General features: G+C 66.1%; 11 protein-coding genes. 6 read left to right on the forward strand and 5 right to left on the reverse strand.

Annotated features, from left to right (window positions below):
- The first annotated feature begins 5 nt into the window (after positions 1–5).
- Positions 6–1,415, forward strand: coding sequence for an NADP-dependent phosphogluconate dehydrogenase (gene gndA, locus H8F01_RS11220; RefSeq protein WP_187055216.1), 1,410 nt, complete (start codon positions 6–8; stop codon positions 1,413–1,415).
- A 127-nt stretch (positions 1,416–1,542) separates the two neighbouring features.
- Positions 1,543–2,370, forward strand: coding sequence for a bifunctional DNA-formamidopyrimidine glycosylase/DNA-(apurinic or apyrimidinic site) lyase (gene mutM / locus H8F01_RS11225; protein WP_187055217.1), 828 nt, complete (start codon positions 1,543–1,545; stop codon positions 2,368–2,370).
- 12 nt (positions 2,371–2,382) lie between these two features.
- On the opposite strand, the gene H8F01_RS11230 is transcribed toward mutM, so the two are convergent.
- From H8F01_RS11230 to rpmB, 4 genes are all read right to left on the reverse strand, one after another.
- Positions 2,383–2,796, reverse strand: a complete 414-nt coding sequence (locus H8F01_RS11230) for a thiol-disulfide oxidoreductase DCC family protein (protein ID WP_187055218.1) — start codon at positions 2,794–2,796, stop codon at positions 2,383–2,385.
- The gene (locus tag H8F01_RS11235) at positions 2,786–3,334 is read right to left on the reverse strand and encodes a DUF4166 domain-containing protein (RefSeq protein ID WP_187055219.1); all 549 of its coding nucleotides are present in this window, start codon (positions 3,332–3,334) and stop codon (positions 2,786–2,788) included. Before H8F01_RS11235 ends, H8F01_RS11230 begins: the two co-directional genes overlap by 11 nt.
- Positions 3,335–3,433: 99 nt before the next feature.
- Positions 3,434–3,601 (reverse strand): 50S ribosomal protein L33, encoded by a 168-nt coding sequence (gene rpmG / locus H8F01_RS11240; RefSeq protein ID WP_008211962.1) that lies wholly within the window; start codon positions 3,599–3,601, stop codon positions 3,434–3,436.
- A 10-nt stretch (positions 3,602–3,611) separates the two neighbouring features.
- Positions 3,612–3,848 carry a 50S ribosomal protein L28 gene (rpmB, locus tag H8F01_RS11245; RefSeq protein ID WP_187055220.1) on the reverse strand — a complete coding sequence of 79 codons (237 nt, stop codon included), beginning with the start codon at positions 3,846–3,848 and terminating at the stop codon, positions 3,612–3,614.
- A gap of 311 nt (positions 3,849–4,159) precedes the next feature.
- Here rpmB and secB point away from each other — a divergent pair, with 311 nt between their 5' ends.
- From secB to H8F01_RS11260, 3 genes are all read left to right on the forward strand, one after another.
- A complete protein-coding gene (gene secB / locus H8F01_RS11250; RefSeq protein WP_187055221.1) occupies positions 4,160–4,651 on the forward strand; it encodes a protein-export chaperone SecB in 492 nt (163 codons plus the stop codon).
- Positions 4,652–4,667: 16 nt separating this feature from the next.
- Positions 4,668–5,696: an NAD(P)H-dependent glycerol-3-phosphate dehydrogenase gene (locus tag H8F01_RS11255; protein WP_187055222.1), complete on the forward strand. Its 1,029-nt coding sequence runs from the start codon at positions 4,668–4,670 to the stop codon at positions 5,694–5,696.
- Between the two features lie 158 nt (positions 5,697–5,854).
- Positions 5,855–8,881 (forward strand): DEAD/DEAH box helicase, encoded by a 3,027-nt coding sequence (locus H8F01_RS11260; protein WP_187055223.1) that lies wholly within the window; start codon positions 5,855–5,857, stop codon positions 8,879–8,881.
- Positions 8,882–10,268: 1,387 nt separating this feature from the next.
- On the opposite strand, the gene H8F01_RS11265 is transcribed toward H8F01_RS11260, so the two are convergent.
- Entirely contained in the window at positions 10,269–10,790 is a 522-nt protein-coding gene (locus H8F01_RS11265) for a c-type cytochrome (protein ID WP_425490114.1), read from the reverse strand.
- Positions 10,791–11,167: 377 nt separating this feature from the next.
- Here H8F01_RS11265 and H8F01_RS11270 point away from each other — a divergent pair, with 377 nt between their 5' ends.
- Positions 11,168–12,436, forward strand: coding sequence for an efflux RND transporter periplasmic adaptor subunit (locus tag H8F01_RS11270; RefSeq protein ID WP_187055224.1), 1,269 nt, complete (start codon positions 11,168–11,170; stop codon positions 12,434–12,436).
- The last annotated feature ends 144 nt before the right edge of the window (positions 12,437–12,580 follow it).

The raw sequence follows: 12,580 nt of genomic DNA on the forward strand, positions 1-12,580 counted from the left end.
ACCACATGAGCAAGCAGGCAATCGGCGTAGTGGGCATGGCGGTGATGGGCAGCAACCTTGCCCTGAACATTGAAAGTCGCGGCCACGCCGTGTCCATCTACAACCGTCACCGGGATCGCACGGACGAAGTCGTCGCGCAGAATCCCGGCAAGCGCCTGGTGCCCACGTACACGCTGGAAGAATTCGTCGACTCGCTGGAAAAGCCGCGCCGGATCCTGCTGATGGTGAAGGCCGGCGAGCCTACCGACGCCACGCTGGCGCAGCTCAAGCCGCTGCTCGACAAGGGCGACATCGTCATCGACGGCGGCAATACCTTCTTCAAGGACACCATGCGCCGCGAGAGCGAGATGAGCGCGGCCGGCCTGCACTTCATCGGCACCGGCGTGTCCGGCGGCGAAGAAGGCGCCCTGCATGGTCCGTCCATCATGCCGGGCGGCCCGCGCGAAGCGTATGACCTGGTGGCGCCCATCCTCACCGAGATCGCGGCGCGCGCGCCCGATGGCGAGCCCTGCGTGGCCTACATGGGCCCCAATGGCGCCGGTCACTACGTGAAGATGGTGCACAACGGCATCGAATACGGCGACATGCAGCTCATCGCCGAAAGCTACGCGGTACTGCACAACGTGCTTGGCCTTTCCAACGAGGAGCTGGCCGAGGTCTACGCCGACTGGAACAAGGGCGAGCTCGACAGCTACCTGATCAGCATCACCGCCGACATCTTCACCAAGAAGGACAAGGAAACCGGCAAGGCCATGGTCGACATCATCCTCGACCGCGCCGCGCAGAAGGGCACCGGCAAATGGACCAGCCAGAGCGCGCTGGACCTTGGCGTGCCGCTGCCGCTGATCACCGAATCGGTGTTCGCGCGCCTGCTGTCGGCGCTGAAGGACGAGCGCGTGGCGGCCAGCAAGATCCTCAAGGGACCGGGCGCCACCAAGTTCGATGGTGACCGCAAGGCCTTCATCGAATCCGTGCGTCGCGCGCTGTACCTGAGCAAGATCGTTTCCTACGCGCAGGGTTTCGCGCAGTTGCGCGCGGCATCCGACGAGTACCAGTGGAACCTGCCGTACGGCACCATCGCGCGCATCTTCCGCGCCGGCTGCATCATCCGCGCGCGCTTCCTGCAGAAGATAACCGACGCGTACGAGCGCGACCCGAAGGTGAACAACCTGCTGCTCGATCCGTATTTCCGCGATATCGCCACCGAGTACCAGGGCGCGCTGCGTGATGTGGTGGTCGCCGCGGTGAAGGCCGGTGTGGCGGTGCCGTGCTTCTCGTCCGCCATCGCTTACTTCGACAGCTACCGCGCCGAGCAGCTGCCGGCGAACCTGTTGCAGGCACAGCGTGACTACTTCGGCGCGCACACGTTCGAGCGCGTGGACAAGCCGGGCAGCTTCCACAACGACTGGAGCTGAGTTCGTCGACCGAGGCCGGCGTGATGCGCAGCGATCGCGCTCCTACCTGAAGGCGATGATGCTGTAGGAGCGCACCTGTGCGTGACCGCAACACCCATGCTGGCCACGCTTTTCATCGAGATCCACCGTGCCTGAACTACCCGAAGTCGAAACCACCCGCCGGGGCATCGCCCCGCATCTGATCGGACGGCGCGTCACCGCGGTGACCCTGCGCCGCCCCGATCTGCGCTGGCCGATTCCGCCGGAGATCAGCACGCTGTTGCCGGGCCAGCGCATCCTGGACGTGGAGCGCCGTGCCAAGTACCTGCTGCTGCACACGCAGGTTGGCAGCGCACTGCTGCACCTGGGCATGACCGGCGTGCTGCGCGTGCTCCCGCCGGACGCACTGGTGGGCAAGCACGACCATGTCGATATCGCGATCGAGCCCAGCGCCACCGAAGGGCCGCGCGTGCTGCGTTTCACCGATGCGCGTCGCTTCGGCTGTCTGCTGTGGCAGCCCGCGGGCGAAACGCATGAGCTGCTCGCCAACCTCGGCCCTGAACCGCTCACCGACGATTTCGACGGCGACCTGCTATGGCGGCTGTCGCGAGGGCGCACGGCCGCGGTGAAGCTGTTCCTGATGGACAACGCCATCGTGGTGGGCGTGGGCAATATCTACGCGAGTGAAGCGTTGTTCGCGGCAGGTATCGACCCGCGCAAGCCTGCCGGCTCGATTTCGCGGGCACGCTACGCGCGATTGGCTGGCGAGGTGAAGCGCATCCTGGCCTGGGCCATCGAGCGCGGCGGCACCACGCTGCGCGATTTCATCAAGCCGGATGGTGCACCGGGCTATTTCTTCCGCGAACTGCAGGTGTATGGACGCGAAGGCGAGCCGTGTCGGGTGTGCGGAACGGCCATCAGGCAGGTGGTGCTGGGACAGCGCTCCACGTTCTGGTGTCCGCACTGCCAGAAGTAGCGGTGGGGCCGGTCAGTCCAGGAAGCGCCACGCCTGCGCGGGTTCGGGCAGGCGGCATTGGTCGCGGCGACCGAACATCCGGTAGCGATGTCGCGCAATCCAGCGATGCGCCGGGTCGCGCAGTGCCCGCGGTATGACGCGCAACAGGGCGGCGGCCCATCGCCAAACCCCACCCAGCTGCCGGAGCACGCGGGCGATGGCATCGGTGTCGCTGTAACCCTGCACTCCGTCGACCAGCAGGAAGGACGCCGGGTCATCCGGTGACAGGCCGTGGGTGACGAGCAACTCGCGGCCACGCTGCCCCTGCATGGCGGCGAGCCGGAAACGGCCTTCACGATCGTGTCGCAGGATGAAATCCACCCAGCGACTGCACAGCACGCAGACGCCGTCGAACACGATGACGGGATGATCGGCCTCATTGGACATGGTCGATCTCCAGCCAGCCGCGATACGCGATGAGTTGACCGAGCAGGGGCAACTGAACATCGATGTCGAAGGCATAGCGCCCGTCGCGTGCGCCGCTGCGGGAGAACACCGTGCCGAACCACGCGCGTGGCAGTGGCACGCCCAGCAGGCGGACATGGCGCAGTTGCCAGTCGATGGCGTCGCCGTCGCGCAGCAGGGAAAAATGCAGCGTCACCGGCCCCAGTCGCTCGAGCAGGCGCAGGTCGCTGCCCTGGCGCAGGGTGGATTGCATGCGCCCGCGTGCGAAGCGGCGCGTCCATCGTTCCTGCGTGGCATGGCGTTCGATGGTCAGCGAGATCGCCTGTGCATCGCCGGGTTCGGGCAAGGTCAGCAGGCGCCGTGCCCAGCGGGCGGAGGCGTGCGTGGCGCCACGTACATCGGCCCGTCCGCTGGCTTCGATGGTGGTTCCCTCCGCATGCATACGTTGTACGGCCGGATGCAGGCGCCGCCAGTCGGCAGCGTCGATCAGGGCAGGGAACAGGGCGAGAGGCTGTGCCATGGGGCTGATCTTCCGGAAGCCGGTGGCGGCCGGCAAGCGGGCAACAAAAAACCCGCCTTGCGGCGGGTTTTTCGTGGAAGCCAGGCAAACCCGGAGGGCTTACTTGATCTTGCCTTCCTTGTAGATCACGTGCTTGCGAACCACCGGATCGTACTTCTTGAACTCGAACTTTTCCGGGGTGTTCTTCTTGTTCTTCTGCGTGGTGTAGAAGTGGCCGGTGCCGGCCGAAGAGATCAGGCGGATCTTGTCTTGCTTGCTGTTAGCCATGGCTCAATCCTCAGATCTTTTCGCCGCGGGCGCGCAGGTCGGCGAGGACGGATTCGATACCGTTCTTGTCGATGGTGCGCAGGGCATGGTTGGAAACGCGCAGCTTCACCCAGCGGTTTTCGCTCGGGACCCAGAAGCGGCGCTCATGCAGGTTCGGCAACCAGCGGCGACGGGTTTTGTTGTTAGCGTGCGAGACGTTGTTACCAGTCCGCACACCCTTTCCGGTGACTTGGCAAATACGGGCCATGATGACCTCCTGTTAGGCGCCCAAGGGCGCGTTTGCCACCCGTTAGCCAGGGCGGCATCGGCCCAGCGGCACAAGTGCCACGCGATGCTGGAGATGGAGCTTTTCGCGTCTGCCGTAAGGCCCGCATCGCGTGGCGGACGTGCCCGGAAGCCCGGGTCGGCATGGTCGAGCCGCGCATTCTCTCAGAAAAACAGGGCGGTGCGCAATATTTGCCCACTTTGAGAGTCCGGGCGCATGGCAGGACGCAGGGATGTATGGAACAATCAAACCCTTTGCGTTTTCACGCACCGAACACTTACGAGGAATACCCCATGGCAGACGTCTCCGCCAACGGCCAGGCCGGCCAGCCCCAGCTGGTGCTGCAGAAGATCTACATCAAGGATGTCTCCTACGAGGCCCCCAATGCCCCGCAGATCTTCCAGGACGTGGGCGAAACCGAGATGCAGCCCCAGGTCCAGCTGAACCTGGGCCAGAAGTCCACAGACATGGGCAATGACCTGTTCGAAGTGGTGCTCAGCCTCACCCTGACCTGCTCGCTGGGCGAGCGCACCGCCTACCTGGCCGAAGTGCACCAGGCCGGCGTGTTCGGCATCGCCGGTTTCTCGGAAGAGGACCAGGCCGGCATCCTGAACAGCTACTGCCCGAACCTGCTGTTCCCGTACGCCCGCCAGATGCTGTCGTCGCTGGTGCTGGAAGGCGGCTTCCCGCCGTTCCTGCTGCAGCCGATCAACTTCGACGCGCTGTACGCCGAACAGCAGCGCCGCATCCTCGGCGGCAGCGCCGTCCCCACGCTCAACAGCTGATCCAAGGGGTCTGCTCATGGTTGAGCGTTTGACCCTGGCCGTCCTCGGTGCCGGCTCCTGGGGCACTGCCCTGGCGGCCCTGGCTGCGCGCAACCAGGTGCCGACCCGGCTCTGGGGGCGCGACGCGGCGGCGCTGAAGGCGATGGAGCAAACCCGTCGCAACCAGCGCTACCTGCCCGACGTCGAGCTGCCGACTGAACTGGTCTACGAGCCCGACCTGGCCGCCGCCCTGCGCGGTGCGCAGCTGGTGCTGATCGTGGTGCCCAGTCACGCGTTCTCCTCCATCCTGGAGGAGATCCAGCCGTACCTGGAGCCCGATGCCCGCATCTCGTGGGCCACCAAGGGCTTCGAGCCGGGTACCGGCCGCTTCCTGCACGAACTGGTGGCCGAGCGCTTCCCGGGCCGTGCGGCGGCGGTGGTCACCGGCCCCTCGTTCGCCAAGGAAGTCGCCTCCGGCATGCCTAGCGCCGTCACCGTGCATTCGGACGACGACGCCTTCGCGCATGACATGGCGCTGGTGCTGCACGCGCCGAACTTCCGTGCCTACTCGGGCAGTGACGTGCTGGGCGCGGAGCTGGGGGGCGCCATGAAGAACGTGCTGGCGGTGGCCACCGGCGTGGCCGATGGCATGGACCTGGGCCTGAACGCCCGCGCCGGCCTGATCACCCGCGGCATGAACGAAATGCTCCGGCTGGGCGTGGCACTGGGTGCGCGCCCGGAAACCCTGATGGGCCTCGCCGGCCTGGGTGACCTGGTGCTTACCTGCACCGGCGACCTGTCGCGCAACCGCCGCCTGGGTCTGGCGCTGGGACGCGGCAAGGCCATCGACGAGGCCGTGCGCGAGATCGGCCAGGTGGTGGAAAGCGTGCTCACCGCCGATGAAGTCGCGCGACTGGCTGCCAAGCACAACCTGGACTTGCCCATCAGCAGCGGCGTGCGCGCCGTGCTGCACGGCGAGGTCACCCCGGCCGAAGGGCTCAAGATGCTGATGAGCCGCGAACAGAAGCCGGAGTATCCCAAGGGCCTGTTCTCGCCCGCAGCGTAAGCGTTTCGCGCATCGGTTCAGCCCATCAGGCTGAACGTTCCAAGGAAACCCTCGCCTCCGGTTTGAAAAAACCGGAGGCTGAGACGCGCACACACGCAAGAGCCTTGCTAAGCTGAATCTTTTGGTCGCCCTAGCGGACCGAATCGGACCGAATGCGCATGCAGTCACCGGACGATAAACGCCACGACCGCCACACCTCGTCACGCGAGGAAAGCGTCAGCGAGCCGCTGCCCAACGCCTGGCGGAAGATGCTGGCGTCACCGGCGCCCGCCGTGCCGCCGGAACCGCTGGTGCTGGGCTTCTTCCTCGACGTGGTACCCGAGGACGGCGCGCCCTACGCCCACGTGGACATCGCACCGGTGCTGCTGGCGGTGGGCGAGCAGGGCCGCTTCGTGCGCCCCGCGCCGCTGGACAGCAAGCACCTTTCGCAACAACCACTGCAGCCGCACGAGCAGCGCCTGGCCGCCACCGTGCTCGGCCTGCCGCAGACGCTGCGCAAGAGCCGCAGCTACGCACGCCTGGCCGGCCATGTCGGCGATGCGCTGTTGGCCGAAGTGCTGGATACCACGCCGTGCTTCCTCGGCGGCCTGGCCGGATTGCGCCTGTCGCGTGGCAAGGGCCACCAGCTGAACTGGCAATGGCATCTGGAGAACGACGGCAGCCAGCGCCTGCTGCCGTGCATGCCCACCAACCAGCGCGTGCTGCGCATCGATGCCCTGTGGTACCTCGACGCCGAGCGCGCCGAGCTGGGCCATCTGGATGCGCCGCTGGAAGAAACCGCGTGGCTGGACCTGCCGCCGCTGAAACACGAATACAGCCAGACCCTGCGCGACGCGCTGCCGCACAGCCGCCTGTCGCACCGTCTGCCCTTGCCGCAGGTGCTGGGCGAGATGCGCCGCGCCGAGCTCGCCCCGAAACCGGTGCTGACCCTGCACGCGCTGACGCGCCACGCGCGCCTTGCCGCGGGCACGCCGCCGCTGGCCTATGCGCGCCTGGCCTTCGACTACGCCGGCGAACGCCTGCCCGGTCGCGGTGGCGAACCGCTGGTGCGGCGCGTGCGCAATGGCCAGCTGGTCGAAATCCAGCGCCGCCGCGCGGAAGAACTCTCGGCCATGGAGCAGCTCGAACGTGCCGGCCTCACGCCGGGCGTGGATACCGAAGGCCTGCCATGGGATCTGGCCGATACGCTGCCCGAGGACGCCTGGCTGTTTCCCGGCAAGGGTTACGCCGGCGCGCTGGAAGTGAACACGCCGGCGCGCTGGCTGGCGCTGCGGCCCAAGCTGGAAGGCGAAGGCTTCGTGCTCGACTACGCGCCCAGCTTCCCGTTCGAAGTGCTGGAAGGCCCGGTGCGCTGGTACGGCAACGCGGTGGAAGACACCGACGACCATGCCTTCGACCTGGAAATCGGCATCGAACTGGAAGGCAAGCGCCACAACCTGCTGCCCGCCGTGGCGCAGGCGCTGGCCGACCACCAGTTGAACCTGAGCCCGGTGCCCAACGAACCGGAAGACGCCGTGTGGTACGCGCCGGTGGACGAACGTCGCCGCGTACCCGTGCGCCTGAAGGAACTGCGCGGCCTGCTGGCGCCGCTGGCCGAATACCTGGAGCGTCCGCGCAAGCAGCTCCACCTGCCGCGCGTGCAGGCGGGCCGACTGGAAGAACTGGTCGAAGCCCTGCCCAGCGGCAGCGAGCTGGAAGCACCCGAAGCGCTGCGCGGCTTCACCGCGCGCCTGCGCGACGCCGCCGAGCGCGCCAGCGATGCGGTACCCGAAGGGCTCACCGTGGAACTGCGCCCGTATCAGCGCGAAGGCCTGCGCTGGCTCAACGCACTCGCCGAGGCGGGCGTGGGTGGCGTGCTGGCCGACGACATGGGTCTGGGCAAGACACTGCAGCTCATCACGCACCTGCTGGCGCTGAAGGATCGCGGTGCGCTCACCGAGCCGGCCCTCGTGGTGGTGCCTACCAGCCTCATTCCCAACTGGCTTGCGGAAGTCGCGCGCTTTGCACCGGCGCTGCGCGTGCTCGCGCTGCATGGCCCGCAACGCGGCGGCGATTTCTCCCAGCTGGCCACGCACGACGTGGTGCTCACCAGCTACGCGCTGCTGCCGCGCGACGTGGTGCAGCTGCGCAAGCAGCCGTTCTCGCTGATCGTGCTCGACGAAGCGCAGCAGGTGAAAAACCCGCGCACGCAGGCACGTCGCGCCGTGCTCAGCCTGCGCGCACCGCGCTGCATCTGCCTTACCGGCACGCCGCTGGAAAACCACCTGGGCGAGCTGTGGTCGCAGGTGGATCTTTCCGTGCCCGGCCTGCTCGGCGACGAAGGCGCGTTCCGCCGGCACTACCGCATTCCCATCGAGCGGCACCGCGATACCGATTGCCAGGATCGCCTCAACCGTCGCCTCGCGCCCTTCATCCTGCGTCGCACGAAGTCGCAGGTGGCGAATGAACTGCCGCCCAAGACCGAGATCACGCGCCGCGTGGTGCTTGAAGGCCGTCAGCGCGAACTGTACGAAAGCCTGCGCCTGTCGCTGGCCGAAGAGCTGCGCGAGGTCATTGCCCAGCGCGGCATCGCGCACAGCGGCATCGTGGTGCTCGACGCGCTGCTCAAGCTTCGCCAGGTCTGCTGCGATCCGCGCCTGGTGAAACTGGAAGCGGCGCGTGGCGTGCGCGATTCGGCCAAGTTCGAATTGCTGATGGACATGCTGCCCGCACTGCTCGCGGAAGGTCGCAAGGTGCTGCTGTTCTCGCAGTTCACCGAAATGCTCAAGCTGATTGCGTATGAGCTGGATCGCCAGCGCATCCCGTACGTAACCCTCACCGGCGAAACGCGCGATCGCGCCGAACCCGTGCGCCAGTTCCAGGATGGCGAAGTACCGCTGTTCCTGTTGTCGCTCAAAGCCGGTGGCGTGGGCCTCAACCTCACCGCGGCCGACACCGTGATCCACTACGACCCGTGGTGGAATCCGGCAGCGGAGGCGCAGGCCTCTGATCGTGCGCATCGCATTGGCCAGGACAAGCCGGTGTTTGTGTTCCGCCTGATTACAGGCGGTACCGTTGAGGAGCGCATCGAGGAATTGAAGGCGCGCAAGGCGGAGCTTGCGGAGGCGGTGCTGGAGGGTGGCGGTACGCGCGAGAGGCTCAGCTTCGATCAGGCGGATCTGGACGCGTTGTTGGCGCCGGGTTGACGGCTTTCGCTCCCTCTCCCCTGCGGGGAGAGGCTTGGGGTGAGGGGTCACACTTGCCTCTGTCCTTCAAAAGAGCCGTCACCCCAGTAGAAGCTGGAGGCGCTTTTCAACCGCCGAATGGCGGGTCATCCAGTGCCTTTGCTCTCGGCCTTCGGTAGTCACGCAGGCGCCAGGTTGCCGCTTACGCCGCGGAGGCGTTTCGACCTCCTGCCGGAGGCCGAGTCACTTTTCTTTGCTGGCCCAAAGAAAAGTAACCCAAAGAAATGGCCTTGAAGGCTGGCAGCATGCCGTGGGGATAAGCCCGATCGGCTGAGGAACGTTGCTGCTTGGCAACCTCCGCCTCTACACAGCGGGTACTTCCAAGCGCTTCGCAACGCGCCGATGCGCTGAGGGCTTAACGCGGAGCGTCGTGCCTCTACGAGGCACCTCCTTCCTTGCCCCTAGGGCGTTCACGTTGAACATCCCCTGTCGCTCGTCCTCTCCCGTTCGGGAGAGGACTGGGGTGAACACTGAGGCGAGAAAGAAGCGGGCTTCACACGGTGCGAGAGACCCCTGTAGGAGCGCACTTGGGCGCGACCGAAGCGCCATGTCGATACCGCTCCGTCAGGTGGTCGCGCACAAGATGCGCTCCTACAGAGAAGCCCGCGCCGGATACGGCGTCACAGCAAGAGACTCCATGTGCAGCGCAGTGTCGCGAGTCGCGAATAGGGTTCGCTCCCACCGACAAGACAAGCCGGGAGGCAGTACGCCACCGCGCATAGCGGCGCGACGTGCAGCGCAGCTGCACGAGCCTTCGGCTCTGGCTCCAGCTCTTGACCTACCCCGACCCCTTGAGCGGCGGTGAGGGGCGGACGACAGGCCCGCAGGGGGATCGGCAAGGATGCCGATCCCTTTTCGACAGGACAGGGAGGTCCTGTCGAAAAGCCCGGCCGACCCTCACGCACTGGCCGGCTCTATCGGCCAGCGCCGCGATGGGGTGCTCTTTCTTTTGGTTACTTTTCTTTACTCCGGGCATCCTGCCCTCCGCCCTTCGGGCCGGCTTCGCCGTTCGCACGTGCTCCTGCACGTGCGTGGGCAAGCAAAGAAAAGTGACCCGGCCTCCGGCAGGAGGTCGGAACGCCCGCTGCGTAGGCGGCCAGGTCGCGGAATCGCTAAAACCCGAAAGCCAGGAGCAAAGTCACTGGACCCCTGTCCTTGCCCCCTTTTGTGGGGTTCGCAGAAGTGGCGGCTAAAGAATGAAACGGTGAGGCAAGGATGTCCCCTCACCCCAACCCTCCCTCCGAAGAAGAGAGGTCGCAACCATTCAGCCCGCCCCGTTCAGGAACGGGCCCAAAAAGAAAACGCCGCCCCATGGCGGCGTTCCCAATACCCCTGTTGAATCAACGAATTACTTCGCTTGATCCACGATCCAGGTCACCGCAGCCTTGACCTGCTCGTCGGTCAGCGCCGGGTTGCCGCCCTTGGCCGGCATCATGTTGCCGTCCGGGCCCTTGTAGCCGTCGGTGGCATGCTTGATCAGCGTGTCCAGGCCCTGGGCGATGCGCGGACCCCAGTTGCCCTTGTCGCCCAGCTTGGGCGCGCCGGCCACGCCGGCGGTGTGGCAGCTGTGGCAGAGGTTGTCGTAGATGGTCTTGCCGTCGGTGCTGCCACCGTAGGCCACCTGCGAGGCGGCGGCCTTGGCGGCGGCTTCCTGCGCGGCGGCCATGGCGGCGCGGCCGGTGTCGCCGGCGTAGACGGCGCCGGCCGGCGCGATGCGCGCTTCGGTCTGGGCAGCGGTCTGCGGGTTCACTTCTTTCGGCTCATGGTCATAAATCAACCAGGCGCCGCCGATCAGCAGCAGGGTCAGTACACACAGGCCCACGATCAGCAGCGAGAAGCTGCGCATGAAGCTCTGGTCGGACTTCGTCAGGGAACCGCTCACGCAATGACTCCAATTCAATGGACAGATCAAAGGACAGCCGGAAGGCAACGCCAGTGGCCGGAAGGCAATGGTTCAGACAACAATTGGCCGAGTATAGACGAAGGCCGGGGCAAGTTTCAGTCGGCCGGGAGCGGCGGCATGTCGCGGCATTGCCCGTGACCTTGACGGTGCCAATTCATGCAAGTTTCTTCATTTTGACGCGATACGCTGGCAAAACCCTGCCATCGGTCATAGGGCACCCATGTCAACTGGCATTGTCTATTCCCGTTGATCTGACCCTATCCTTTCGCTCGACGCATTAGGTCAGGCGCGCGGAGCGCACCGATCGGGGTCGGGTGGCCTGTCTTTCATTCTGGGAGTTTTTCATGTCGCGTTTTTGGAAGATCGCGCTGATCGTTGTGGTCGTGATCGTGGTGGGAGGCATTGGCTTCCGTCTGCTGCACAAGCCTGCTGCCGAGGACGGCGCGCAGGGGCAGGGCCGCGGTCAGCACAAGGGCCAGGGAGCAGGCGAGGGTCAGGACAAGGACAAGGATGCCGCGCCGGTACCGGTGACGGTCGAGTCCGTGGTCAAGCAGGACGTGCCGGTCTACCTGACCGCGCTGGGCACCGTGCAGGCGCTCAACACGGTCACCATCAACCCGCAGATCAGCGGGCAGATGCTGAGCATCAATTTCAAGGAAGGCCAGGAAGTGAAGAAGGGCGAGCTGCTGGCGCAGATCGACCCGCGCCCGTTCCAGGCCGCCTATGACCAGGCCGCTGCCAAGCAGCAGCAGGACGAGGCCCAGCTCGCCACCGCGCAGAGCACGCTCAAGCGCAACGACGCGCTGGTGGCCAAGGGCTACGTGGCCCAGCTGGACATGGACACCTACCGTAACAACGTGGCCAACCTCACCGCCACCGTGGCCGCCGACAAGGCAGCCGTGCGCGCGGCCAAGGTGAACCTGGACTACACCCGCATCATTTCGCCGATCGACGGTGTTGCCGGCATCCGCAACGTGGATCCGGGCAACGTGGTCACCACCACCACCGCCGTGGTCACGCTCACCCAGGTCCATCCGATCTACGTGATGTTCAACCTGCCCGAGCAGAACCTGGAAGCAGTGCGCTCGGCGTCGGGCAATGGCGATCCGCTGGAAGTGCTGGCGCTGGACCGCGCTGATGCGCACACCCTGGCCGATGACGGCCAGCTCAACGTGGTGGACAACCAGATCGACACCACCACCGGCACGTTCAAGCTGCGCTCGGTGTTCCAGAACGCCAAGAGCGACCTGTGGCCGGGCCAGTTCGTCAACGTGCGCCTGAAGGTGCGTACGGTGGCCGGTGGCCTGGTGATCCCGGCCCAGGCCGTGCAGCGCGGTCCGGACGGCGACTACGTGTACCTGCTGCAGCAGGACCAGACGGTCAAGATGCAGCCGGTCAAGGTGGCCAACGAAGTGGGCGACAGCCACGTGATGATCGGTTCGGGCCTGGCGCTCAACGATCAGGTGGTGACGGAAGGCCAGTTCCGCCTCAAGCCGGGCAGCAAGGTCAAGGCGCTCAAGCCGGGCGAAGTGCCGGCAGCGCCGACAGCGGCGGAGTTGGACAAGGCCAAGAAGAACGGCAAGCAGGGCGGCGGTGGTCGCCGCGGCGGCTGATGAGCGGGACCAGAGGCACGGGAAGCAGGGCTGAGGGCGCGATGATGGTGCCCTTCGCCATCCAGGCAGTCAGCCTGCGCGTCAGCTGCTTCCCCCACCTCCGGCAATCATACGGGGCGCCGCACGGACTGGCGCCCGCCACTC

The sequence above is a fragment of the Dyella telluris genome (assembly GCF_014297575.1).
Lineage (GTDB): Bacteria > Pseudomonadota > Gammaproteobacteria > Xanthomonadales > Rhodanobacteraceae > Dyella > Dyella telluris.

Bases quoted from the DNA above. Each gene is read 5' to 3' on its own strand.
- rpmG (WP_008211962.1), bottom strand. From the start codon at position 3,601: ATGGCTAACAGCAAGCAAGACAAGATCCGCCTGATCTCTTCGGCCGGC.
- rpmB (WP_187055220.1), bottom strand. From the start codon at position 3,848: ATGGCCCGTATTTGCCAAGTCACCGGAAAGGGTGTGCGGACTGGTAAC.
- gndA (WP_187055216.1), top strand. From the start codon at position 6: ATGAGCAAGCAGGCAATCGGCGTAGTGGGCATGGCGGTGATGGGCAGC.
- H8F01_RS11235 (WP_187055219.1), bottom strand. From the start codon at position 3,334: ATGGCACAGCCTCTCGCCCTGTTCCCTGCCCTGATCGACGCTGCCGAC.
- H8F01_RS11270 (WP_187055224.1), top strand. From the start codon at position 11,168: ATGTCGCGTTTTTGGAAGATCGCGCTGATCGTTGTGGTCGTGATCGTG.
- H8F01_RS11255 (WP_187055222.1), top strand. From the start codon at position 4,668: ATGGTTGAGCGTTTGACCCTGGCCGTCCTCGGTGCCGGCTCCTGGGGC.
- H8F01_RS11260 (WP_187055223.1), top strand. From the start codon at position 5,855: ATGCAGTCACCGGACGATAAACGCCACGACCGCCACACCTCGTCACGC.
- H8F01_RS11230 (WP_187055218.1), bottom strand. From the start codon at position 2,796: ATGTCCAATGAGGCCGATCATCCCGTCATCGTGTTCGACGGCGTCTGC.
- secB (WP_187055221.1), top strand. From the start codon at position 4,160: ATGGCAGACGTCTCCGCCAACGGCCAGGCCGGCCAGCCCCAGCTGGTG.